The organism is Streptosporangium sp. NPDC000239, assembly GCF_040300765.1.
Lineage (GTDB): Bacteria > Actinomycetota > Actinomycetes > Streptosporangiales > Streptosporangiaceae > Streptosporangium.
In genome coordinates this window covers 169,431-191,072 of sequence record NZ_JBEPEI010000013.1, presented here as the reverse complement: position 1 = coordinate 191,072, position 21,642 = coordinate 169,431, and the positions used below count along the sequence as shown (strand labels likewise).

18 protein-coding genes are annotated in these 21,642 nt (G+C 70.6%); 11 read left to right on the top strand and 7 right to left on the bottom strand.

Translation table 11 applies throughout. The features are described from left to right. Genes ABT340_RS28440 through ABT340_RS28430 form a run of 3 tightly spaced genes read right to left on the bottom strand, consistent with a single transcriptional unit; the run spans position 1 to position 3,478 of the window. The gene (locus ABT340_RS28440; RefSeq protein WP_352013904.1) at positions 1–921 is read right to left on the bottom strand and encodes a hypothetical protein; all 921 of its coding nucleotides are present in this window, start codon (positions 919–921) and stop codon (positions 1–3) included. After that, complete coding sequence (locus tag ABT340_RS28435; RefSeq protein ID WP_352013903.1) at positions 918–2,210, bottom strand: O-antigen ligase family protein; 1,293 nt, start codon at positions 2,208–2,210, stop codon at positions 918–920. The genes ABT340_RS28440 and ABT340_RS28435 overlap by 4 nt, the downstream gene beginning before the upstream one ends. Beyond that, complete coding sequence (locus ABT340_RS28430) at positions 2,207–3,478, bottom strand: YveK family protein (protein WP_352013902.1); 1,272 nt, start codon at positions 3,476–3,478, stop codon at positions 2,207–2,209. The genes ABT340_RS28435 and ABT340_RS28430 overlap by 4 nt, the downstream gene beginning before the upstream one ends. 340 nt (positions 3,479–3,818) lie before the next feature. Between ABT340_RS28430 and ABT340_RS28425 the strand changes: the two genes are divergently transcribed. After that, positions 3,819–4,892, top strand: coding sequence for a glycoside hydrolase family 26 protein (locus ABT340_RS28425; protein WP_352013901.1), 1,074 nt, complete (start codon positions 3,819–3,821; stop codon positions 4,890–4,892). Here the strand turns inward: ABT340_RS28425 and ABT340_RS28420 are convergent. From ABT340_RS28420 to ABT340_RS28410, 3 genes are all read right to left on the bottom strand, one after another. Next, positions 4,827–5,732, bottom strand: a complete 906-nt coding sequence (locus ABT340_RS28420) for a sulfite exporter TauE/SafE family protein (RefSeq protein WP_352013900.1) — start codon at positions 5,730–5,732, stop codon at positions 4,827–4,829. The two genes, ABT340_RS28425 and ABT340_RS28420, sit on opposite strands and share 66 nt — an antisense overlap. Before the next feature lie 114 nt (positions 5,733–5,846). Beyond that, positions 5,847–7,076, bottom strand: a complete 1,230-nt coding sequence (gene cysC, locus ABT340_RS28415; protein ID WP_352013899.1) for an adenylyl-sulfate kinase — start codon at positions 7,074–7,076, stop codon at positions 5,847–5,849. 78 nt (positions 7,077–7,154) lie between these two features. Beyond that, positions 7,155–7,883 carry a class I SAM-dependent methyltransferase gene (locus ABT340_RS28410; RefSeq protein ID WP_352013898.1) on the bottom strand — a complete coding sequence of 243 codons (729 nt, stop codon included), beginning with the start codon at positions 7,881–7,883 and terminating at the stop codon, positions 7,155–7,157. Positions 7,884–8,096: 213 nt separating this feature from the next. On the opposite strand from ABT340_RS28410, the gene mfd reads away from it, so the two are divergent. The 3 genes from mfd to ABT340_RS28395 are packed head-to-tail and all read left to right on the top strand — an operon-like array spanning position 8,097 to position 13,263. After that, the gene (gene mfd, locus ABT340_RS28405) at positions 8,097–11,627 is read left to right on the top strand and encodes a transcription-repair coupling factor (protein WP_352013897.1); all 3,531 of its coding nucleotides are present in this window, start codon (positions 8,097–8,099) and stop codon (positions 11,625–11,627) included. A 27-nt stretch (positions 11,628–11,654) separates the two neighbouring features. Next, complete coding sequence (locus ABT340_RS28400) at positions 11,655–12,275, top strand: SurA N-terminal domain-containing protein (RefSeq protein ID WP_352013896.1); 621 nt, start codon at positions 11,655–11,657, stop codon at positions 12,273–12,275. A gap of 10 nt (positions 12,276–12,285) precedes the next feature. Beyond that, the gene (locus ABT340_RS28395; protein WP_352013895.1) at positions 12,286–13,263 is read left to right on the top strand and encodes a nucleoside triphosphate pyrophosphohydrolase; all 978 of its coding nucleotides are present in this window, start codon (positions 12,286–12,288) and stop codon (positions 13,261–13,263) included. 6 nt (positions 13,264–13,269) lie between these two features. Here ABT340_RS28395 and ABT340_RS28390 read toward each other — a convergent pair whose 3' ends face one another. Beyond that, entirely contained in the window at positions 13,270–14,034 is a 765-nt protein-coding gene (locus ABT340_RS28390) for a methyltransferase domain-containing protein (protein WP_352013894.1), read from the bottom strand. A 112-nt stretch (positions 14,035–14,146) separates the two neighbouring features. Between ABT340_RS28390 and eno the strand changes: the two genes are divergently transcribed. The 7 genes from eno (at position 14,147) to ABT340_RS28355 (ending at position 21,487) form a co-directional block, all read left to right on the top strand. Continuing rightward, positions 14,147–15,424 carry a phosphopyruvate hydratase gene (gene eno, locus ABT340_RS28385; RefSeq protein ID WP_352013893.1) on the top strand — a complete coding sequence of 426 codons (1,278 nt, stop codon included), beginning with the start codon at positions 14,147–14,149 and terminating at the stop codon, positions 15,422–15,424. 112 nt (positions 15,425–15,536) lie between these two features. After that, complete coding sequence (locus tag ABT340_RS28380) at positions 15,537–15,959, top strand: septum formation initiator family protein (RefSeq protein WP_352013892.1); 423 nt, start codon at positions 15,537–15,539, stop codon at positions 15,957–15,959. Between the two features lie 40 nt (positions 15,960–15,999). Continuing rightward, on the top strand, positions 16,000–16,539 hold the full coding sequence (locus ABT340_RS28375; RefSeq protein ID WP_352013891.1) for a DUF501 domain-containing protein: 540 nt from the start codon (positions 16,000–16,002) through the stop codon (positions 16,537–16,539). Continuing rightward, positions 16,536–17,495: a Ppx/GppA phosphatase family protein gene (locus tag ABT340_RS28370; protein WP_352013890.1), complete on the top strand. Its 960-nt coding sequence runs from the start codon at positions 16,536–16,538 to the stop codon at positions 17,493–17,495. The genes ABT340_RS28375 and ABT340_RS28370 overlap by 4 nt, the downstream gene beginning before the upstream one ends. Before the next feature lie 201 nt (positions 17,496–17,696). Then, on the top strand, positions 17,697–19,046 hold the full coding sequence (locus ABT340_RS28365; protein ID WP_352013889.1) for a hypothetical protein: 1,350 nt from the start codon (positions 17,697–17,699) through the stop codon (positions 19,044–19,046). A 156-nt stretch (positions 19,047–19,202) separates the two neighbouring features. Beyond that, a complete protein-coding gene (locus ABT340_RS28360) occupies positions 19,203–20,000 on the top strand; it encodes a uracil-DNA glycosylase (protein WP_352013888.1) in 798 nt (265 codons plus the stop codon). Positions 20,001–20,170: 170 nt separating this feature from the next. Beyond that, a complete protein-coding gene (locus tag ABT340_RS28355; RefSeq protein WP_352013887.1) occupies positions 20,171–21,487 on the top strand; it encodes an NAD(P)/FAD-dependent oxidoreductase in 1,317 nt (438 codons plus the stop codon). Positions 21,488–21,642 lie beyond the last annotated feature (155 nt).

Here is a 21,642-nt window from a genome sequence, read left to right as displayed (position 1 = left end):
TCACGACAGGAGCTCCTGGAAGTCGACGGTGGGGTTGAGCCAGCGCTCCGGCGGGCCGAGAGGAGCGTGGCCGTCGGCCGCGTGCCGGTCAGCCAGCGCGATCAGGTAGCGGATCACCGTCAGCTTGGCCTCGGCTGCGGAGAGCCCGAAGGGGGCCAGCGCAGGAAGGGCCTGGGCGAGGCAGGCCCTGGCGGTCGTCGCCGGGCCGTTGCGGCGCAGCAGGCGGTGGAATAGGTGGTGGACGGCGTCGAAGCCGAACGGGACACCGGTGCCGAACCGTTCCCAGTCCCACACCAGCAGCCTGCCGTCCGCCGCGCGTGCGATGTTCCAGGGGGCGAAGTCGCCGTGCCAGGCGAAGCCCCGCCTGTGCGGGACGGGCAGGTGGCCGATCTCGGTGACGGCCTCGACGAGGAGACGGCCGGGCACGGGGGTCGCTCGGGCGTTCCGCCGTACGGGCAGGGGGGACAGCGCGAGCACGGACAGGCCGCGCCACGTCCCGTGGTGGAGCACGGTCGGGGCGACGACGGTCTTCAGGGGGATGTCGGCGAGCATGGCGAGCGTGCGCGCCTCGTGTGTGACGAGGTCACGGACCCGGGGCGTGTCGCCGATCTTCACGAAGGCGGCCAGCCCGTCCCGCGCGTGGGCTTCGAGGATCGGCTTGCGGTTGGCGCGCCTGGGGGGACGGACGTGCAGCACGACCCGGATCGGGGTGCCGAGCGCCTGGCTCAGGTAGGTCTCGATGGTGTCGTCCCCGGAGGGCACCAGCACCCTCCTTCCCGGGTGCCACCACGCGCGGGGCGCCAGCCTGCGGGGAAGCGTGCGGTGGGGGAGCAGGCTGTAGGGGCGGGGCTCGCCTTCCGAGGGGAACAGCAGGCCGACCGTCCTGGTGAGGTAGCGCAGCCGGACACGGGTGTCGTTCATGCGGCCCCACTCGTCATCGAGTTCCTCCAGAGCAGCGCGAAAGAGATCAGATACAGGCTGAGCGGTGTGACCAGCCCGTCGTAGACGAACATGTAGAGCAGGGTCAGGATCATCACCAGCACCCCGGCCAGGCCGACGGGACTCCGGTCGGGCCAGTGGCGGCGGATCGCCCCGACGAAGAACGCCACGTACAGCCCGGCCCCGACGAACCCCTGGGTGATCATCAGGTGCCAGAGCTGACCGTCGCTGCCCAGCGGTGGATGGCCGCACCCCTCGCACCAGTCGGTCCTGCCGGTGGTGATCGTGTTGTGGTTGCCCATGGCGTTCCTGGTGTTGCCGTAGCCGATGATCGGCGAGGTGCGTGCCGCGGCGACGGTCGCCGAGACGGTGAAGGCGCGGATGTCGTTGCTGTGCGGGTTGTCCAGCCGCTCGGCGACCAGGGTGCGCAACGGGCTCAGGAGCAGCAGCAGCGCCCCGGCGGCGATGGCCGAGCAGGCCATGATCCGGGTCCGCGCGCCCAGGCGCAGCAGCAGGTAGACGGCCGCGACCCCGAGGCCGATCCACAGGCCCCGGTTCAGGGAGTAGACGACCGGGACGGCGCACAGCGCGAGCAGCGGGGCCACGGCCAGGCGTCTGCGCGGCCCGCCGTACGTCCACCAGCCGACCACGAACCAGACCAGCAGCACCGAGACGTTGCTTCCCCAGGCGTTGGCCCATTCGAAGGGTGCCTCGGGGCGGGGGGAGGCGTGGCCGAGGACCTTCTGCACCTGGGCCGTGGTCGGGTGGATCAGGTTGTGCACGTAGGGGTTGTCGGCGATCCAGTGGGGCAGCACCATCTCGACCGGTGAGGTGAGGTCGGCGCCGGGGACGAGAACCCCGAGCAGGCCGCCCACGACGGTCGTGACGAACAGCGCGCCGAGCATGCGCACCAGGGTGAGCTGGGGGAGCTCCCGCTGGGTCAGGTTGCCCAGGTAGAGGACCATGATCAGCAGGGAGACGTACAGGGCCAGGCGCATCAGGTAGCCGAGCACCCGCCCGAGACCGAAGTCGCCGTAGGTCCCCGGCGGCATCTCCCCCAGCATGAGCGCGCTGATGAGGTAACCGGCCAGCAGCATCAGCCAGAGGCCGAACCCCCGGGGAACCCTGATCGGCCGTCGCCGCCACAGCACCGCCGCCATCGCCGGGGCCAGCACGACGATCGACAGGCCGCCGAAACCGAGCGCCCACCAGACGGGGTAGCCGACGAGCAGCGCGGCGATCGGCCAGGCCGCCCGGTCCAGGCCTCTCACGGGGGGAAGGCCGTCTCTGGCGGGGACAACGTCCTGATCGGCACGGTGGGCATCGAGGCCCCGGCGACCCACCTGCCCGGCTCGGGGACGCTCTCCGGGGCACGGCCGGCGGCGCGGGGCGTCGGGCGGCTCACCGGGAAGGAGGTGGGCCAGTCGCCGGGGGCCTCGTCACGGCGCGACGCGACGCTGCGCGTATGGCGCGGTGTGTCCTGCGGGGGTTGCGGCGGGATCTGCTGGGCGGGGCGCTCCACCGTTCGCTGCGGGGGAGGCGGGGGGGTGAGGAGGCCGCCGACCACCGGCATGCCCTGCCTTCCGAGTCGCCGTACGGCCCGCGCCATCCCGCGTGGGGAGATCCCGGCGACGCTGACCAGCAGCACCGCGCCCTCCTCGCCCGCCAGTCTCTCGATCTCCTCGGGGCGTGCCCGCAGGACGGCGCCGGGTCCCGTCCCTCCGGTCGCGGGCGCGTTCTGCCTGGCGGGGCGGTCGCGGAGCCAGGCGAGGCCGACCCCGGTCAGGAGCCCGGCCATCAGGCCGCTGCCGAGGTAGAGGGGCGGGCTTGGCTGGCTGGGGGCGGTCGGGGGGACGGCCTCGCTGATCACGGTGCCGGGGGTCACGGCCACCGTCCGCAGCGCGTCGTACTTCACGGTGAGGTTGTAGACCTGGCGGCCGAGGACGTTCTGCCGCTGCGCGGCCAGGGTCCGCTCCGCCGTACCCTTGGGCAGGCTGGGGAGCGAGGCGACCACGGCGGACAGGCTCGCGTTGACCTGCTTCAGCTTGGACTGGAGCGCCCCCAGCTGGGCGTCCATCGCCCGTGCCGCGGCCTCGCGCCGGTTGTCCAGGTAGGCCCTGGCGTAGGCTCCCGCTCCCGCCGCCGCGGCGGCCGGGTCGGAGGCGGTGTAGGAGATGTCCAGGACCGAGGTGTTCGGGGGCACGGAGACCTCCACCGGCCCCGGGGTGCCGCCGAGCGTGCGCCCGGCCTTTCTCGCGACCACGGCGGACTGGGCGACCTGGGCCTCGGTGTCGAGGTTGAGCGCCTCGCGCTGCCGGTTGGTGACCTGGTTCGTCTGCTCCTGCAGGCCCGTCGGGGTGACCAGCACCTGGGCCGAGGCGGTGTAGGAGGGGGGGATCACGCACAGCAGCACGGCACCCGCGCCCGCGCCACCGGCGAGCAGGAACAGGATGGTCGGCCAGCGGCGGCGGAGGAAGGACACGTAGTCCGTCAGGTCTCCGCCGGAGCGGCGGACCGAGGCGTCCGGCGGAGGGCTCATATGTTTCGAGTCCTTTTCGAGGGGGTTTGATATGAGGGTTCGATGATTTCGAACGCTAGGAACTATAGGTCCGCCTGTTGTTTTCTCGATCCGATACACAAGATTTTCGTGGCGGGCGCCGTCGCGGCCGAAAGAAAATAAACACCATTTATCCGATATTTCCTTGCGATTGCCATGCGGGGGCGGCTCGGGAACCTCGAAGCCGGTGACGTGGCACGTCCACGCGGTGGCAGGCTTGTGGCGCGGCGGTGACCGCGGAGCCAGAAACCGGAATGACCGGAATGGTCGGAATGTTCGTGAGGAAACGGTGGTTCTGACGGTGTATTTTTGTGATGCCGCGATGCGGCTTTTTTCGCGGAAGGCGTTGTTCGCCGTTTCGGGTCTGGCACTGGTGCTCGGAACGGGGGCGTGCGCTCCTTCCGAGGGCGCCTCCCGCGACCGGCCGCGGAGCACTCCGGCACGGGCCGACGTGAGGCCGTCCGCCTGCGCGGTCGACGCCAAGCTCGTCCCCGCCTGCGGCGCCTGGTGGGGGATCGCGCCGGAGATCTTCACCGGCAGGCCCCCGCAGCGGGCGATCGCCCGCGCCGAACGGCGCATGGGCCGCCGCGCCGACATCGTGCACCTCTACCACCGGGGCACCGAGCTGTTCCCGACCCCTCAGGAGCGCCGGATCGCCCGTGACCCGAAGGGCCGCAGAATCCTGCTGGTCAACTGGAAGCCGTCCCTCGACCACACCTGGGCGCAGATCGCCAAGGGCGCGATCGACTCCCGCATCGACCGGCTGGCCGCGCACATCACCGGGAGCTTCCCCGAGAGGTTCTTCCTCACCGTCCATCACGAGCCGGAGAACGACGTACGGCAGCGCCCGGGCTCGGGTATGACCGCCGAGGACTACGCCGCGATGTTCCGGCACGTGGTGCTGCGCCTGCGGGGGGACGGTGTGCGCAACGCGGTCACGGTCATGACCTACATGGGCGCGCCCAACTGGGGGGCGAGCCCCTGGTTCGACCGGCTCTACCCCGGCGACGACGTGGTCGACTGGGTGGCGATGGACCCCTACGCCGACGAGCGGGTGCGGAACTTCGGCGACCTGGTCGACAGGACCCGCGAGGGGTTCGCCCGCTGGCCGGGGGCCTACCGGTGGATGAACGCGCACCTGCCGGGCAAGCCCGTCATGCTCGCCGAGTGGGGCGTGTTCGAGCGGCCGGGCGACCCCGCCTTCAAGGAGAGGTTCTTCGCCGGGGCACGGCGGCAGGTGCGCGACTACCCCCGGATCAAGGCGCTGGTCTACTTCGACTCGCCGCACGCCCCGAGGGGGGACACCCGCTTCGACACCACCCCGGGGGCCCTACAGGCCTTTTCCGGCCTCGCGCATGACCCCGACCTGCGCGCCCCCGCGGTTCCGCAGAAGTGACCAGGCCACGGCGCCGACGACGGACATCCCGCCGACGCTCCACAGCAGGGCCGTGTTGCCGACTCCCAGGAGCTTGAGCGCCGAGGCGAGCAGCACGACCGCGAGCAGCGCGCGGATGACGCCGCCCGGTGCCCAGGCGGAGATCCTGGCGCCGATGTAGACACCGGGGATCGAGCCGACCAGCAGGGAGGTGGTGATGGACAGCTGGAAGTCGCCGAACAGCAGGTGGCCGAGGGCGGCCGAGGCGACCAGCGGCACGGCCTGGACCAGGTCGGTGCCGACGAGCTGGTTGGCCTTCAGCGCCGGATACAGCGCGAGCAGCGCCACGATGATCAGCGAACCCGAGCCGACCGACGAGATGCCGACGACCAAGCCTCCGACCGTACCGACCAGTAAGGTCGGAATAGGGCGCACGACGATGGACGACAGCTCCGCCGAGGCCTTCCCCTGGTCGTCACGTGACATCCAGGCCTTGGTGACCAGCCCGACGACCGCCAGCAGCAGGGCGACACCCAGGGCGTACTTGACCACCTCCTGGACCTGCTCGCCGTCCCCGAAGGCCCTGGCGGCGAAGACCCCGCAGAAGGCCGCGGGCACCGAGCCCGCGCACAGCCAGCCGACCAGGCGCAGGTTCACCGTCCCGCGCCGCATGTGGACGACCCCGCCCACCGGCTTCATGACGGCGGAGGCGACCAGGTCGCTGGAGACGGCGGCCAGGGGAGGGACGTTGAAGAACAGCAACATCATCGGCGTCATCAACGCGCCGCCGCCCATGCCGGTCAGCCCGACGATGATCGCGACGATGAAGGAGCCGGCTGCCAGGGGGATGTCGATGGCCATCGGTCGCTCACCATTTCTCGGTCACTCTGGGTCATTCAGGGTCGTTCAGGGTCACTGTGTGGCGGGCGGCGCGGGGCCGCCCGTTGCGGGGGCCCGGCGCCCCGGGCCCCGGGGTCAACGGACCCACCCTCCCCGGATCAACGGGTCGAGCACCTGCCGTACCGCCTGGTCCACGCTGATCGAGGTGGTGTCGACGACCAGGTCGGCGTCCTCGGGCTCCTCGTAGGGGTCGGAGATCCCGGTGAACTCGGGGATGAGACCCGCGCGCGCCTTGGCGTAGAGCCCCTTGCGGTCACGGCGCTCGCACTCTTCGAGCGGAGTGGCCACGTGGACCAGCAGGAAGTCGGCGCCGACCGCCTCGACCATCTCCCTGACCTCCTCGCGGGTCGCGGCGTAGGGCGCGATGGGCGCGCAGATCGCCAGCCCGCCGTGCCTGGCCGCCTCCGCGGCGACGAACCCGATCCTGCGGATGTTCAGGTCGCGGTCCTGCTTGGAGAAGGTCAGCCCCGCGGACAGCAGCCGCCTGACCACGTCCCCGTCCAGATAGGTGACCGTACGGCCGCCGCGTTCGAGCAGCGCGTCCCGCAGGCCCCTGGCCACGGTGGACTTCCCCGAGCCGGACAGGCCAGTGAAGAAGACCACCAGGCCGCGCCGGTGCGGCGGGCCGGGCAGCGTCACTGGCTCGGGGCCCGCCAGGTGCTCGGTGGCGCCGTAGGCCTCCGCGACACGCTCACGCAGCTCCAGATCGATGCTGGGGTCGTCTCTGCGAGCCAGGGGCACCACGGCCAGGAGGGCGTCCTCGCCGAGCCTCTCACGCGCCTTCAGCGCCGCGCGGACCACCGCGGGGCCGTTCTCACCGAACGCCAGCGGCAGCAGCAGCACCACGGCGCCCAGCTCCCGCGCGGTCGCCTCGATCTCGCCGAGGTCGTCCAGCGGGCCGCGCATGGTGACCGCGAGCGCGGGCCGCTCACCCAGCTCCTTGCGGATCTCCGCCGGGGTGAGGCGCAACCTGGCGAAGGGGCCGTGCTCCGGGGCGTCGAGCGCCTCGACCGGACCGGCGACGAGGCCGTCGTGACGGTCGGTGACGGTGAGCACGGCCAGCGCGGCGCCCTCGGGGTCGCGCAGCGTGACCCGGTCGCCGGGGGCGGCCGGGTGGTCGTCGGGCAGCGCGAACGTGACCGGCGCGGGCCAGCTCGTGCCGTCCGTCAGGACGCCGTGCCCGTCGACGGAGTGCGCGTCGGCCGAGCTCATGAAGCCCGTCAGAGGCTGGAAGGCACCGGAGAGCAGCAGCTCCAGGTCGGCCAGCTCATGGGCGTCGGGGGTCCACTCGAAAGGGGCCGTCATCTGCTCCACAATCCCGATCAACTTAGTCGGATTTCATCACCTTACCTACTCCAGTTGTCCCACACCAACCCCTCCGGCTCATATCAACCGGGCGAAGTGGTTCTGCGGCTTGCGGACGACCATGGTGATCTCGTCGTGCGAGGCGGGCCGCCGCCCCCGGGAGACGGTCTCGACCATGGAGCAGACGAGCTTGACCAGGGCGTGCTTCGGCCCGCTCAGCGCCGGGCCGCTCGTGGCCGACACGTCGTCGGTCACCATCAGGCCGCGTGTCAGGCAGTAGGAGTGCATCCCCTCGCGCGAGGTGATCTCGCCGTAGAAGGGGCGCAGCGGGCCGACCGCGCCCTCGGGGGCCAGCTTCGGCCACAGCAGCCGCCGTAGCACGTTGGGCAGCAGCCGTTCGCACGTGCCGTAGGCCGAGGCGCGGTCGCGCATCCGCAGCAGCACCAGGCCGCCCGGGCGCAACCCGGCGAGCAGCCGGTCGAGCACCAGCTCCGGGTGCTCGATCCGTTCGAGCAGGAACGGTACGTGCAGGACGTCGAACGCGCGGGGCGGCACGGGCACCGAGCGCAGATCTCCCAGCGCCAGCGCGTCGAGGTCCTTGCGGGCCCCCGCGCTCACCCGCAGCGCGGGCAGGTCCTCGTCGATCCCGGTGACCCGCGCCTGGACCCCTTCGAGGTCGAGCGGCTCCGGCCATCCGCACCCGGCGACCAGGATGTCCAGCCGTCTGCCGGGCTGCCCCGCCGCCTGCTCACGAATCCGCCTGCTGAATATGTCGTCCCGCGAGACGACCGACCGTACCTCAGACATGCAACCGACAGTAGTCAATTGCGCACCGATAGTCGCGCATTGGCCATCGCCCGACGGTGACGATTGCGGTCCCCGCCCCAGGGGCCCCACGTGCCCACCGGGCGGACGGCGGGCCGGAACACCGTGGGCGAACACCGGTAGCCTGGGAGAGCCCCGTGCCGGACCCGGCCCGGGGCCTGCCGTGTTGCCGTCGTGGGGCTGTGGGCGAATCTGATGAGCCTTTCCGGACTACTTGACCTTGTCGCTGGAGAGCCGAAGCTGGCCTCCGTCCTCCGTGACGTGCGCGGGGGCGACCTCTCCGACGTCTCGCTGATCGCGCCGCCCGCGCTGCGGCCGTTCACCGTGGCCGCGCTGTCCAGGGACGGGGCCGAGGACGGCGCGCGGACCGTTCTCGCGGTGACCGCGACCGGCCGCGAGGCCGAGGACCTCGCCGCGGCGCTGACCAGCCTCATCGACGGTGACTCGGTCGCGGTCTTCCCCGCCTGGGAGACCCTGCCGCACGAGCGCCTCTCACCGCGCAGCGACACGGTCGGGCAGCGGCTGGCCGTACTGCGCAGGCTGGCGCACCCCGTCGCGGGCGACGCCGCCGCCGGGCCGCTGCGGGTGATCGTCGCCCCGGTCAGGGCCGTGCTCCAGCCGATCGTGCGGGGCCTGGGCGACCTGCGCCCGGTACGGCTGCGCGCCGGTCAGGACGCCGACCTCGACGCCGTCGTCGCCCAACTCGTCGAGAACGGCTACAGCCGGGTCGACATGGTGGAGAAGCGCGGCGAGGTCGCGGTCAGGGGCGGGCTGCTCGACGTCTTCCCGCCCACCGAGGAGCACCCGCTGCGCCTTGAGTTCTGGGGCGACACCGTCGAGGAGATCCGCTGGTTCAAGGTCGCCGACCAGCGCTCCCTTGAGGTGGCCGAGGGCGGCCTGTTCGCGGCCCCCTGCCGGGAACTGCTGCTGACCGAGGAGGTCAGGGAGCGGGCACGGCTGCTGGCCGAGGAGCACCCGGCGCTGACCGAGATCCTCGGGCAGCTGGCCGAGGGGGTCGCCGTCGAGGGCATGGAGGCGTTCGCGCCCGTGCTCGCCGGGGAGATGGACCTGCTGGTCGACCACCTGCCCGCGCGCGCCGCGGTGTTCGTCTGCGACCCCGAGCGCATCAGGGGACGGGCGGAGGAACTGGTGCGCACCAGCCAGGAGTTCCTTGAGGCGTCGTGGATCAACGCCGCCTCGGGCGGCGAGGCGCCCATCGACCTCGGGGCGGCGGCCTTCCGCAGCCTTGAGGAGGTCCGCGACCACGCGCGGGAGCTGGGCCAGCCCTGGTGGTCGATCGCGCCGTTCGGCGGCGACGACCTGGGCGACGGGCTGCTCCTGCCCGCCAAGGAGGCGGAGAGCTACCGGGGCGACACCCAGCGGGCACTCGGCGACATCAAGGGCTGGCTTGAGGAGGACAGGGCCGTCGTGCTGCTCAGTGAGGGCCACGGCCCCGCCGAGCGCATGGTCGAGCTGCTCAAGGGCGTGGACCTGCCCGCCCGTCTTGAGGCCGGGCTCGACACGGCCCCCGACCCCAAGGTCGTGCACGTCACGACCGGCCTGGTCGAGCACGGTTTCGTCGCGCCGGGGCTGGCCGTACTGACGCATCTGGACCTGGTAGGGCAGAAGGCCTCGACCAAGGACATGCGCAGGCTGCCCTCCAAGCGGCGCAACATGGTCGATCCGCTCCAGCTCAAGGTCGGCGACCACGTGGTGCACGAGCAGCACGGCGTCGGACGCTACGTCGAGATGGCGCAGCGGACCGTGCAGGGCGCGACCCGCGAGTATCTCGTGATCGAGTACGCCAAGGGCGACCGCCTCTACGTGCCGACCGACCAGCTCGACGAGGTCACCCGCTACGTCGGCGGAGAGGCCCCCACGCTCAACCGGATGGGCGGCGCCGACTGGGCCAAGGCGAAGACCAAGGCCAAGAAGGCGGTCAAGGAGATCGCCGGGGAGCTGATCCGCCTCTACTCCGCCAGGATGGCCTCACCCGGGCACGCCTTCGGGACCGACACCCCCTGGCAGCGGGAGATGGAGGACGCCTTCCCCTACGCCGAGACCGGCGACCAGCTGGAGGCCATCGACGAGGTCAAGCGCGACATGGAGCGGGCCGTCCCGATGGACAGGCTGATCTGCGGCGACGTCGGCTACGGCAAGACCGAGATCGCGGTGCGGGCGGCGTTCAAGGCGGTCCAGGACGGCAAGCAGGTCGCGGTGCTCGTGCCCACGACGCTGCTGGTCCAGCAGCACCTGTCGACCTTCACCGAGCGTTTCTCCGGATTCCCGCTGAACGTCAGGCCGCTCTCGCGCTTCCAGACGGACGCCGAGGCCAAGGCGACGATGGAGGGACTGCGCGAGGGCTCCGTCGACGTGGTGATCGGCACCCACAGGCTCTTCTCCCCGGAGATCAGGTTCAAGGAGCTCGGCCTGATCATCATCGACGAGGAGCAGCGCTTCGGCGTCGAGCACAAGGAGGCCATGAAGCACCTGCGGACCCAGGTCGACGTGCTGGCCATGTCCGCGACGCCGATCCCGCGCACACTGGAGATGGGCCTCACCGGCATCCGGGAGATGTCGACGATCCTCACCCCGCCGGAGGAGCGGCACCCGATCCTCACCTTCGTCGGGCCATACGACGACAAGCAGATCGCCGCCGCCATCCGGCGCGAGCTGATGCGTGACGGCCAGGTGTTCTTCGTGCACAACCGGGTCTCCAGCATCAACAAGGTCGCGGCCATGCTGCACGAACTGGTTCCCGAGGCCAGGATCGCCGTCGCGCACGGCCAGATGCAGGAGCACCAGCTCGAACGGATCATGGTGGGCTTCTGGGAGCGCGAGTTCGACGTGCTCGTCTCGACCACGATCGTCGAGTCGGGCCTGGACGTGCCCAACGCCAACACGCTGATCGTCGACCGGGCCGACAACTACGGCCTGTCCCAGCTCCACCAGCTGCGTGGCCGGGTCGGGCGTGGCCGTGAGCGCGGCTACGCCTACTTCCTGTACCCGCCGGAGAAGCCGCTCACCGAGACCGCCCACGAGCGCCTGGCCACCATCTCCCAGCACACCGAGATGGGCGCGGGCATGTACGTGGCGATGAAGGACCTGGAGATCCGGGGCGCGGGCAACATCCTCGGCGCCGAGCAGTCCGGGTTCATCGCGGGAGTCGGCTTCGACCTGTACGTGCGGATGATGGCCGAGGCCGTCCAGGAGCAGAAGGCCAAGCTGTCCGGCGCCCCCGTCACCCAGGAACGCGCCGACGTCAAGGTCGAGCTGCCGATCGACGCGCACATCCCGCACGACTACGTGACCTCCGAGCGACTGCGCCTGGAGGCCTACAAGCGCATCGCCGCCGTCGAGTCCGACGAGCAGGTCGCCGCGGTCCGTGACGAGCTCCTCGACCGGTACGGCAGGCCGCCCCAGCCGGTCGAGAACCTCCTTGAGGTCGCCCGCTTCAGGATCCGGGCCCGTACGGCGGGGCTGACCGACGTCACCCTCCAGGGGCAGAACATCCGCTTCGCCCCCGTGGACCTGAGGGACTCCCAGCAGGTCAGGCTGCAGAGGCTGTACCCGAAGGCACTGCTGAAGCAGGCGGCCGGTACGTTGCTCGTACCCGTGCCGAAGACCAGGCCGCTCGGCGGCCAGCCGCTGCGCGACCTGGACCTGCTCAGGTGGTGCGGTGACCTGGTCCAGGCGATGTTCCTTGAGAACCAGCCGGTAAAGTAAACGGCGTCTGTCGTGAAGGGATCGCAAGTGAAGTCGACTCGACTGCGCGTCATCCTGGCGGTCGCCGCCGCAGGAGCCGCGCTGACCGCCTGCTCTCCGGGGCAGGCAGGCACCGCCGCCATCGTCGGCGGTGAGCGGATCAGCACCGGCGAGCTGGACAGCAGCGTCAAGGAGTACGAGGAGGCCCTCGCCAAGGCCAACGTCTCCCCCGCTGACCTGCAGTTCCCCGGCAGCGTCCCGCAGGTGGTGCTGTTCCAGCTGGCCACCGCCAAGCAGTACACCAAGGCGGCCGAGCGGCAGGGCATCACGGTCACCGAGGCCGAGATCGACCAGGTGGTCGCCGCCTCCGGTGGCGAGGCCCAGCACGAGCAGCGGATGCTCCAGCAGGCCGTCGCGCCGTCGCACTCGCGCGAGTTCACCAAGGCCGGTCTGATGCTCACCAAGCTCATGGCCAAGTACGGCGGCGGCGCCGACCAGGAGGCGCTCCAGCGGGGCCAGGCCCAGGCGATCAAGGACCTGCAGGCCGTCAAGGTCACCTGGAGCCCGCGTTACGGCGTGCTGAACGACAACCGCAGCGAGCAGTCTCCGCAGCTGTTCGTGGACGCGGGCCGTTTCGGCGCGATCCCTCCCGCCGCACGGGCCCAGTAGTCTCGGGGGCATGCCCCTGATCGTCGTCACCACCTCGCCCAGGGTCGCCCCCGGGCTGCTCAGCCACCACGCGTGGCAGGTCCTGAGGGAGGGGCCGGTGCGCACCGGCTCCGCCGGACATCCGCACCTGCCCCATCTGGAGGAGGCCGGCGTCACCGTCGAGGTCGTCGAGCCCGATCCGGCGGCCCTGGTGCGCGAGGCCCGTGACGGGACCGTGGTCTGGCTCGGGGCCGACGAGGCGTTGATGCGCGCGGTCGGGCACGCGGCGCTCGCTCTCGACGACCCGCCGGTGATCGAGGTGGTGCCGGGGTCGTACGACCTGCCGGGCGGGCGGCTGCTCGACCTGGTCGAGGTGATGGACCGTCTCAGGACGAACTGCCCGTGGGACGCCAAACAGACCCACGAGTCGCTGGCGCCGTACCTCCTTGAGGAGGCCTACGAGGTGCTGGAGACCATCGAGGAGGGCGACCACGCCGCGCTGCGTGAGGAACTCGGCGACCTGCTCCTCCAGGTGGCCTTCCACGCAAGGCTCGCCCGTGAGCGCTCCGCGGGGGAGGGCGGGTTCGACATCGACGACGTGGCCGACGGGATCGTCGCCAAGCTCGTCCGCCGCCACCCGCACGTGTTCGCGGACGTCAAGGTCACCGGCGCCGAGCAGGTCGGCGACAACTGGGAGGCCATCAAGGCCGCCGAGCGCGCGGCCAAGAACGACGGCGACGCCGGGTCCGTCCTCGACGGGGTCCCGATGGGCCAGCCCGCTCTCTCCCTGGCGGCGCAGCTCATCCGGCGCGCGGGGCGGGTCGGCGCACCGGACGGCCTGCTCGTCGACCCCGAGGCCGCCGGAGACGACCTGGGAGCGCGCCTGTTCGCCCTCGTACGGCGGGCGCACGAGGCCGGTCTCGACCCCGAGGCCGAACTGCGCGCCACCGCCCGCCGCTACCGCGACCGGGTCCGCGCCTGGGAGGCGGAGGAGACCGGGGAGGCCTGAACCGGGTCAGACCAGACGGCCGTTGACGAACTGGACGAGGCCGTAGGCGCGGTGGCGCAGGCCGGAGAAGCCGAGCCTGTTCAGGGCCTCGACCACCTCCTCGTCCCCGAACAGGCGCACCCCCGAGGCCACGCCGACGAGGGCGTTGAGCGGCCCGCCGTACGGCACCCGCCTGGTCGTCATGACGGCGATCCTGCCGCCCGGCCTGAGGACCCTGGCCATCCCGGCGAGAGCCTCGAAGGGGTGTTCGAACAGGTAGAGCGCCGCCAGGCAGGAGACCGCGTCGAAGCAACCGGGCAGGAACGGCAGGCCGGCGGCGTCACCCCGGACGTAGCCGACGTTGCCGAGATCACGCGTCCGGGTGTCGCGTACCGCGCGGGCGAGCATCGACGCCGAGGCGTCCAGGCCGACGGCCAGGCCCGCGGGGCCGACGCCGTCCGCCAGCGCCCGGGTCACGTTGCCCGGCCCGCAGGCGACGTCCAGCACCCGGTCGCCGGGTCCGAGTTCGAGCATCCTGCCGACCAGTGCCAGCTCCTGGCGGGTGCCCGGCCCGAAGGGGCCCTTCATCGCCCCGAGGACCGCCGGGCGCCAGACCCGCTCGTAGATCCCCGGCAGGAATCCCGAACGCATCAGCCACTGGACGGGCGATCCGGCGGGCTCCGCGCCGAGCAGGTCCAGGTAGCCGCCGGCCGTGGCGTCCCGTCCCGCCAGGCCGAGCAGGGTGGGGTCCAGCAGTTCACGGACCCGGTCGAGTGCCGTGGCTTGGCTCATGGTTCTGATTTGAGCACATCCGGAATTCGAAGGGGGAAGCCGCCCACCGTACTGGGAGGTAGGCCTCGATAGGCTTCTGCGGCAATCTGTCCTGCGACTTTAGGAGCGCTTCGTGGCTTCCATCGAGGGTGTCACCGCCCGCGAGATCCTTGACTCCAGGGGCAACCCGACGGTTGAGGTCGACATCTTGCTCGACGACGGCAGCGAGGGGCGCGCAGCGGTGCCGAGCGGCGCCTCGACCGGTCAGTTCGAGGCCGTCGAGCTGCGTGACGGCGACAACCGCTACGGCGGCAAGGGCGTCGAGAAGGCCGTGCTCGGGGTGACCGACGAGATCGCCGACGAGATTCTCGGGTTCGACGCGGCCGAGCAGCGCAGCATCGACCAGGTGATGATCGACCTCGACGGCACGCCGAACAAGAGCCGTCTCGGCGCGAACGCGATCCTCGGTGTCTCCCTCGCCGTGGCGAAGGCGGCGGCCGAGAGCGCGGAGCTGCCGCTGTTCCGTTACCTCGGTGGCCCGAACGCGCACGTGCTGCCCGTGCCGATGATGAACATCCTCAACGGTGGCGCGCACGCCGACACCAACGTCGACATCCAGGAGTTCATGATCGCGCCGATCGGAGCCGAGTCGTTCCGTGAGGCCGTGCGGATGGGCACCGAGGTCTACCAGGCGCTCAAGGCCGTGCTCAAGGAGAAGGGCTACGCCACCGGGCTCGGCGACGAGGGCGGTTTCGCGCCCAACCTGCCCTCCAACCGTGACGCGCTCGACCTGATCCTGGTCGCCATCGAGCGGGCGGGTTACGTGCCCGGTGAGGACGTCGCCCTCGCGCTCGACGTCGCGGCCTCGGAGTTCCACTCCGACGGCGTCTACACCATCGACGGCAAGGGCCTCTCCTCCGCCGAACTGGTGGCCTTCTACGAGGACCTGGTCGCCAACTACCCGCTGGTCTCCATCGAGGACCCGCTGAACGAGGAGGACTGGGAGGGCTGGAAGGCCATCACCAAGGCGCTCGGCGACAAGATCCAGATCGTCGGTGACGACCTGTTCGTGACCAACCCCGAGCGGCTCGGCCGGGGCATCGCCGAGGGCACCGCCAACGCCCTGCTGGTCAAGGTCAACCAGATCGGCACCCTGACCGAGACCTTCGAGGCGGTCGACCTGGCGCACCGCAGCGGCTACCGCTGCATGATGAGCCACCGTTCCGGCGAGACCGAGGACACCACGATCGCCGACCTCGCCGTGGCCACCAACTGCGGTCAGATCAAGACCGGAGCCCCGGCCCGCTCCGACCGCGTGGCCAAGTACAACCAGCTGCTGCGCATCGAGGAACTGCTCGACGACGCCGCCCGCTACGCGGGTCGCGCCGCTTTCCCGCGCTTCCAGCGGTAGTTTCGCCTGTATGGCTTGCGCCCGATTTGCTCGGGCGCGAGCCATACGGCGGGCGCTCAGGGCCCGGCCGTACGGCGAGGCGGGCGAAGCGAGCGGGGACGGGGAGGCGCGGGTGGCGAGACGGCCGCAGTTGACGGGACGGGCCGCGGTCCTCGCGATCGTGGTGTGCGCGATCGCCATGAGCCTCGCCTACCCGATCAGGGAGTACGTCGCGCAGCGGCGCTACATCGCCCAGCTCGAACAGCAACGGGCCAGGGAACTGGCCGAGATCAAGGAGCAGGAGGACCGCTACCGCCAGCACTTCGACCCCGGCTACATCAAGCGGCAGGGCAGGGAGCGGCTCTTCTACTGCGACCCGGGCCGCAAGTGCTACGTCGTCATGCGGGAGCGGCAGGGCCAGAGCCAGGGGCAGGGCGGAAGCATCCCGGCCGGGGGGAAGAAGGCCGTGACGTCGCCGTGGTACCAGACGCTCTGGGAGTCGGTCGAGGCGGCGGACTCGGGAACCGGTGCGAAGGTGGCCGGGACCGGCGGATGACCCCGATACCCTGGATGTCGTCTTTCAGGGGGTGTCACAGATGGTTGACGACCGCGACGTCGCGGCTGTGGAGCGGCAGCTCGGCCGGACCCCACGGGGTCTGCGGGCGGTCGCGCACCGCTGTCCGTGCGGACTGCCGGACGTGGTCGAGACGGCTCCCAGGCTGCCCGACGGCTCGCCGTTCCCGACGCTGTTCTACCTGACCTGCCCCAGGGCGGCCTCGGCCATCGGCAGGCTCGAAACCTCGGGGATGATGCGGGACATGCAGGCCAGGCTGGCCGAGGACCCCGAGCTGGCCCGGGCCTACCAGGCCGCGCACGACGACTACGTCGCGCGCCGCGACAAGGCCGCGGCCGAGCTGGGCATCGAGCCGCTGCCCAGGGACATGCAGAGCACCGGGGGCATGCCGGTCAGGGTCAAGTGCCTGCACGCCCTGGTCGGGCACGAACTGGCGGCGCCGGGGACCAACCCGTTCGGCCGCGAGGCGCTGGACGCGCTCGGCGAGTGGTGGGCGGACGGCCCCTGCTGCGCCGGGGAAACCCAGTCTTCAGACACGACAACCAACGAGGAGACCATGTGACCCGTGTCGCCGCGATCGACTGTGGCACCAACTCCGTCCGCCTGCTCATCGCCGACATCGACGGGGGCGTCCTGACCGACGTCGAGCGTCAGATGGAGATCGTCAGGCTGGGACAGGGCGTCGACAGGACCGGCAGGCTGGCCCCGGAGGCGCTCGAACGCACCTTCGCCGCGATGCGCGGTTACGCCGGGCTCATCGAACGGCACGGCGCCTCGGCGGTGCGGGTCGTCGCCACCAGCGCGACCAGGGACGCCGCCAACCGCCAGGACTTCGTCGACGGTGTCAGGGAGATCTTCGGCGTCGAGCCCGAGGTGATCACCGGAGCCGAGGAGGCCGAGCTGTCCTTCACCGGGGCCACCCGTGACCTGGTACGGCTCTCGCCGGAGACCGGCCTGCCGACCCCGGAGGGAACCAGGCCGCCCTACCTCGTGTTCGACATCGGCGGTGGCTCGACCGAGTTCGTGCTCGGTTCGACGCACGCCGAGGAGGCGATCTCGGTGGACATCGGCTGCGTCAGGCTGACCGAGCGGCACCTGCGGGGCTCGACGGCGCCGCCGTCCCCCGAGGTGGTCGAGGCCATCACCTCCGACATCGACGACGCGCTCGACCGGGTCGCGGAGAAGGTTCCGGTAGAGCGGGCGCTGACGCTGGTGGGTCTCGCGGGCTCGGTGACGACCGTCGCGGGAATAGCGCTTGACCTGCCGGAATATGACCCGGATAAAATTCACCACTCGCGAATTCCGGCAAATCGGGCGCATGAGATTTCCCGTCGACTGCTGGGGATGACCCACGAGGAACGCGCGGCCATAGGGGTCATGCATCCCGGCCGGGTGGACGTCATCGGCGCGGGTGCCCTCATTCTCGACCGCGTCCTGCAGCGGTACGGATTCGACGAAGTCGTTGTCAGCGAACGTGACATCCTCGATGGAATCGCATGGCTGACATCTAAACTTTAATGAGATCTAGACATTTGACTTGTTGATGGGGTATTGAGAGATCGTTCCGTTCATGATTAGGTAAAGGGGCTTTAGCGAGGCTTTGCCGTGGGGCCCGGCACAGCTGGTGTCGGGGCGGCAACCGTCTCCGGAGCGCATTCGCTTCCTAACGAAACGGAGCAACCCCTCATGAAGTCCGGACTAGCACGCAGGCTAGCCGCGGTGAGCGCCGGCACGGCCATGCTGGCGACGATGGCGACGGCCCTGATGGCCTCGCCCGCGGCCGCTGCGAGCGCATCCACCCAGACGGCCGCCACGGCCGTCGCCAAGCCGAGGCCCGCGGTCTCGGTCGGCACCCCCAAGGCGTCCCCCTCGAACTACAAGGGTGACTGCCCCGTCAACGTGACCTTCTCCTCGACCGTCAAGGTGAAGGCCGTCGCCTCCCGGACCACCGTCGCCTACCGCTGGCTGCGCGGCGACGGCTCCAAGAGCAAGGTCAAGACCCTTGTTCTGAAGGGCAAGGGCAACAAGTCGGTCACCGTCAAGGAGACCTCGAAGTTCAAGGGTGACGTCAAGGGCTGGCAGGCCCTGCAGGTCTTGGCCCCCAGGGGCGCGACCTCCAAGAAGGGAAGCTTCCGGGTTTCCTGTGGTGGTGGCGACGAGGGCGGCGGCAAGGAAGTCATCCAGGTCGGCGTCGGCGCCCGTGCGTGGGTCAACGAGGGCAACTGCCAGGCCACGCTGGTCGGCCGCATCACCGCCTCCAGCCCCACCTGGGTGCGGTACCGCTGGGTCGTCAACGGTGACGTCGTCGACCGTGACGTCGTCCGCGTCAGCAGCTCGACCAAGGTGTTCCACGTGATCAGGCCGCGTCACAGCCTCAGCGGCTGGGCCGTTCTGGAGATCGTGGACCCGGTTCAGAACTCCTCCAACCGCGTCGGCTTCAGGGTCTGGTGCAAGGACGAGTCGCCGAAGGTGACCGCGTCCGTCAGCGCTCCCGACTCCTACACCGGCACCTGCCCGGTCACCCGTAACTTCACCGGCACGATCTCGGTCTCCGAGGGTCGTGGCAGCGTCAAGTACCGCTGGATCCGTGACGGCGTCGCCGGTTCCTGGCAGGACGTCTACTTCGGTGGCCACGGCTACCAGTCCCGCACCGTGACCGACTCCTGGGGCGCCTCGGCCTCCGGGACGAGCAAGCGGGCGATCGAGCTCTACCGTGGTTCGACCACCGGCACCGTCGAGGGCAAGGTCACCTGCCAGGCCCCCGCTCCCGAGGTGAAGGTCTGGGTCGTGGGCGAGAGCGTCTCGGCCACGCAGACCGCGGGCGCCTGCCCCGCGGCCTCCCTGTCCGGCTCCGGCCAGATCTACGCCAGTGGCGCGACCACGCTCACCTACCGCTGGACCGTTGACGGCGTGACCGTCGAGTCCGGCCCGCTGGTCTTCACCGAGGCCGGCACCAAGACCGTGACCTTCACCAAGGCGACGAACGGCACCCACGGCGGCAGCGCGAAGCTGGCGATCGACGGGGCCGGCTCGCAGTCGGTGAACTTCAACGCGGTCTGCCAGGCCTGAGCGCGTGCCGGGGGAACCCTCCCGGCTCCGTGACGGCCCGCCCCACGTCTGACGCGGGGGCGGAAACGAGTTGAGAGAGCGGCGCTCGCCTCAGGCGGGCGCCGCTTTCGCGTGCCCGAGGTTAAGGGCGTGTTTCCTCCTGGCACGATCGAGGACATGACATTCGTTCCTCCAGGGTCCGGCTGGCCCGAAGACCCCGCCCTGCCGGACACCCCCGTCGCCCACGACCCCGCCCAGGTCGTACGGCTGGCGGCGGCGAGCCGTACGCTCGGTGAACTGACCGCCAGGCAGTCCGTCTGCCGGGCCTGCCCACGCCTGGTCGCCTGGCGGGAGGAGGTGGCGACGGTCAAACGGCGGGCCTTCGCGGAGGAGACCTACTGGGGCAGGCCCATCGCCGGGTGGGGAGAGGACAGGCCGGAGGTCCTCATCGTGGGGCTCGCCCCCGCGGCGCACGGCGGCAACCGCACCGGGAGGATCTTCACCGGTGACCGCAGCGGAGACTGGCTGTTCGCCTCGCTGTACCGGACGGGGCTCGCCGTACAGGAGACCAGCACGCGCGCCGGGGACGGGCAGCGGCTCGTCGGCGCCCGGATGCTGGCCTCGGTGCGCTGCGCCCCGCCGGGCAACAAGCCGGAGCCGGCCGAGCGTACGGCCTGCTTCCCCTGGCTGGCCAGGGAGATCGAACTGGTCGCCGACAGCGTCCGGGTGATCGTCGTGCTCGGGGGATTCGCCTGGCAGGCGATCTGGCCCGCGCTACGGGAAGCCGGGTACGTCCTGCCCTCCCGCAGGCCGCCCTTCGGACACGGCGCCGAGGTCGAGATCTCCCGTGGCGGGAAAACGGCCCGTCTTCTCGGGTGCTACCACCCGAGCCAGCAGAACACGTTCACCGGCCGGGTGACGGCCGAGATGCTCGACACCCTTCTGACCAGGGCAAACGTGTTGCGGAGCTTGTGAACTCGATCACAAAGAGAAGATCGTCAAAACTTCGCTCTGAAATGTCCGGATTTTCTCGCTGTTCTGGAAACTATGGCGAAAGTTACACAGGGGGTGCCTGGTCTGGTTTTCGAGGGAGACGTATGCTTGTGAAAGCTTTCACAAGGCATCGACCTAAGGATGGCGTCGAAGTGAACCGTACCGCCAAGCACATCGTGGTCGTCGGCGGAGGTTACGTCGGGCTCTACACCGTGCTGCGTCTGCAGCACACCCTTCGTAAGGAACTGCGCGACGGTAGCGTCCGGATCACCGTTCTCACCCCCGAATCCCACATGACCTACCAGCCGTTCCTTCCCGAGGCGGCGGCGGGAAACCTCTCGCCCCGGCACGTCGTCGTCCCGCTGCGGCGGGTGCTGTCGAAGGCGACGATCCTCAACGGCAAGGTCACCAAGGTCAACCACGCGGCCAAGACCGTGGCCTTCGAGCCGAACGTCGGCACCCCGCACGACATCGGCTACGACATCCTCGTCATGGCGGCGGGATCGGTCTCGCGCACGCTGCCCATCCCGGGTCTGGCCGACGCCGCGATCGGCTTCAAGACGGTCGGTGAGGCCATCGCGCTGCGCAACCGGGTGCTCGAACTCCTCGACCGCGCCGAGACCGACGAGGACGAGGCGCTGCGCCGCAGGGCGCTGACGTTCGTCGTGGTCGGCGGCGGCTTCGCGGGCGTCGAGGCGCTGGCCGAGCTTGAGGACATGGCCGTCGACGCCGTCCGCTACTACCGCAACGTCTCCCGCAAGGACATGCGCTGGGTCCTCGTCGAGGCGACGGACCGCATCCTGCCCGAGGTCGGCCCCGAGATGGGCAAGTGGACCGCCGAGCAGCTGCGTGAGCGCGGCATCGAGGTCAAGATGAACACCCGCCTCGACTCCTGCGAGGGCGGCCTGGTGAAGCTCTCCGACGGTGAGGAGTTCGAGGCGGCCACCATCGTCTGGACCGCGGGGGTAAAGCCCAGCCCCGTCGTCAACGCCGGGGACCTGCCCCTGGACGAGCGCGGCCGGATCAAGACCACCACCCGGCTGACCGTGGCCGGCGTCGAGGACGCCTTCTCGGCGGGCGACGTGGCCGGTGTGCCCGATGTGACCAGCCCCGGTCAGTACTGCGCGCCCAACGCCCAGCACGCCGTACGGCAGGCCAAGGTGCTGGCCGACAACATCACCCGGCACCTGCACGGCCAGCCGCTGGCCGACTACCGCCACAAGTACGTCGGCTCGGTCGCCGGGCTCGGCCTGCACAAGGGTGTCGCCAACGTCTACGGGATCAAGCTCCGTGGGCTGCTCGCCTGGTTCATGCACCGCACCTACCACCTGTCGCGGGTGCCGACCGTCAACCGCAAGGTCCGCGTGACGATGGACTGGACCCTCGCGCTGTTCTTCAAGCGGGAGACCGTCTCGCTCGGTGAGATCGAGGCGCCCCGTGAGGAGTTCCGCAGCGCGGCCAGGACCTGACGGCCACCCGGCGGTCACCCGAAGGTGGCCGCCGTCCGTCGCGAGCCCCTTCCCGGTCCGTTCCGGGAGGGGGCTCGCGCGTTCACACCGTACGGCCGGGACTGGGGGCGGTCTCGGAGATCGGAACGCTGTGGCATGGTTTGTGTGACGCCTGA

What these genes read in the sequence shown, in the direction of transcription:
- ABT340_RS28440 (WP_352013904.1), bottom strand. Translation starts at nt 921, where the DNA reads ATGAACGACACCCGTGTCCGGCTGCGCTACCTCACCAGGACGGTCGGC.
- ABT340_RS28430 (WP_352013902.1), bottom strand. Translation starts at nt 3,478, where the DNA reads ATGAGCCCTCCGCCGGACGCCTCGGTCCGCCGCTCCGGCGGAGACCTG.
- ABT340_RS28425 (WP_352013901.1), top strand. Translation starts at nt 3,819, where the DNA reads ATGCGGCTTTTTTCGCGGAAGGCGTTGTTCGCCGTTTCGGGTCTGGCA.
- ABT340_RS28420 (WP_352013900.1), bottom strand. Translation starts at nt 5,732, where the DNA reads ATGGCCATCGACATCCCCCTGGCAGCCGGCTCCTTCATCGTCGCGATC.
- cysC (WP_352013899.1), bottom strand. Translation starts at nt 7,076, where the DNA reads ATGACGGCCCCTTTCGAGTGGACCCCCGACGCCCATGAGCTGGCCGAC.
- ABT340_RS28410 (WP_352013898.1), bottom strand. Translation starts at nt 7,883, where the DNA reads ATGTCTGAGGTACGGTCGGTCGTCTCGCGGGACGACATATTCAGCAGG.
- mfd (WP_352013897.1), top strand. Translation starts at nt 8,097, where the DNA reads ATGAGCCTTTCCGGACTACTTGACCTTGTCGCTGGAGAGCCGAAGCTG.
- ABT340_RS28395 (WP_352013895.1), top strand. Translation starts at nt 12,286, where the DNA reads ATGCCCCTGATCGTCGTCACCACCTCGCCCAGGGTCGCCCCCGGGCTG.
- ABT340_RS28390 (WP_352013894.1), bottom strand. Translation starts at nt 14,034, where the DNA reads ATGAGCCAAGCCACGGCACTCGACCGGGTCCGTGAACTGCTGGACCCC.
- ABT340_RS28375 (WP_352013891.1), top strand. Translation starts at nt 16,000, where the DNA reads ATGGTTGACGACCGCGACGTCGCGGCTGTGGAGCGGCAGCTCGGCCGG.
- ABT340_RS28360 (WP_352013888.1), top strand. Translation starts at nt 19,203, where the DNA reads ATGACATTCGTTCCTCCAGGGTCCGGCTGGCCCGAAGACCCCGCCCTG.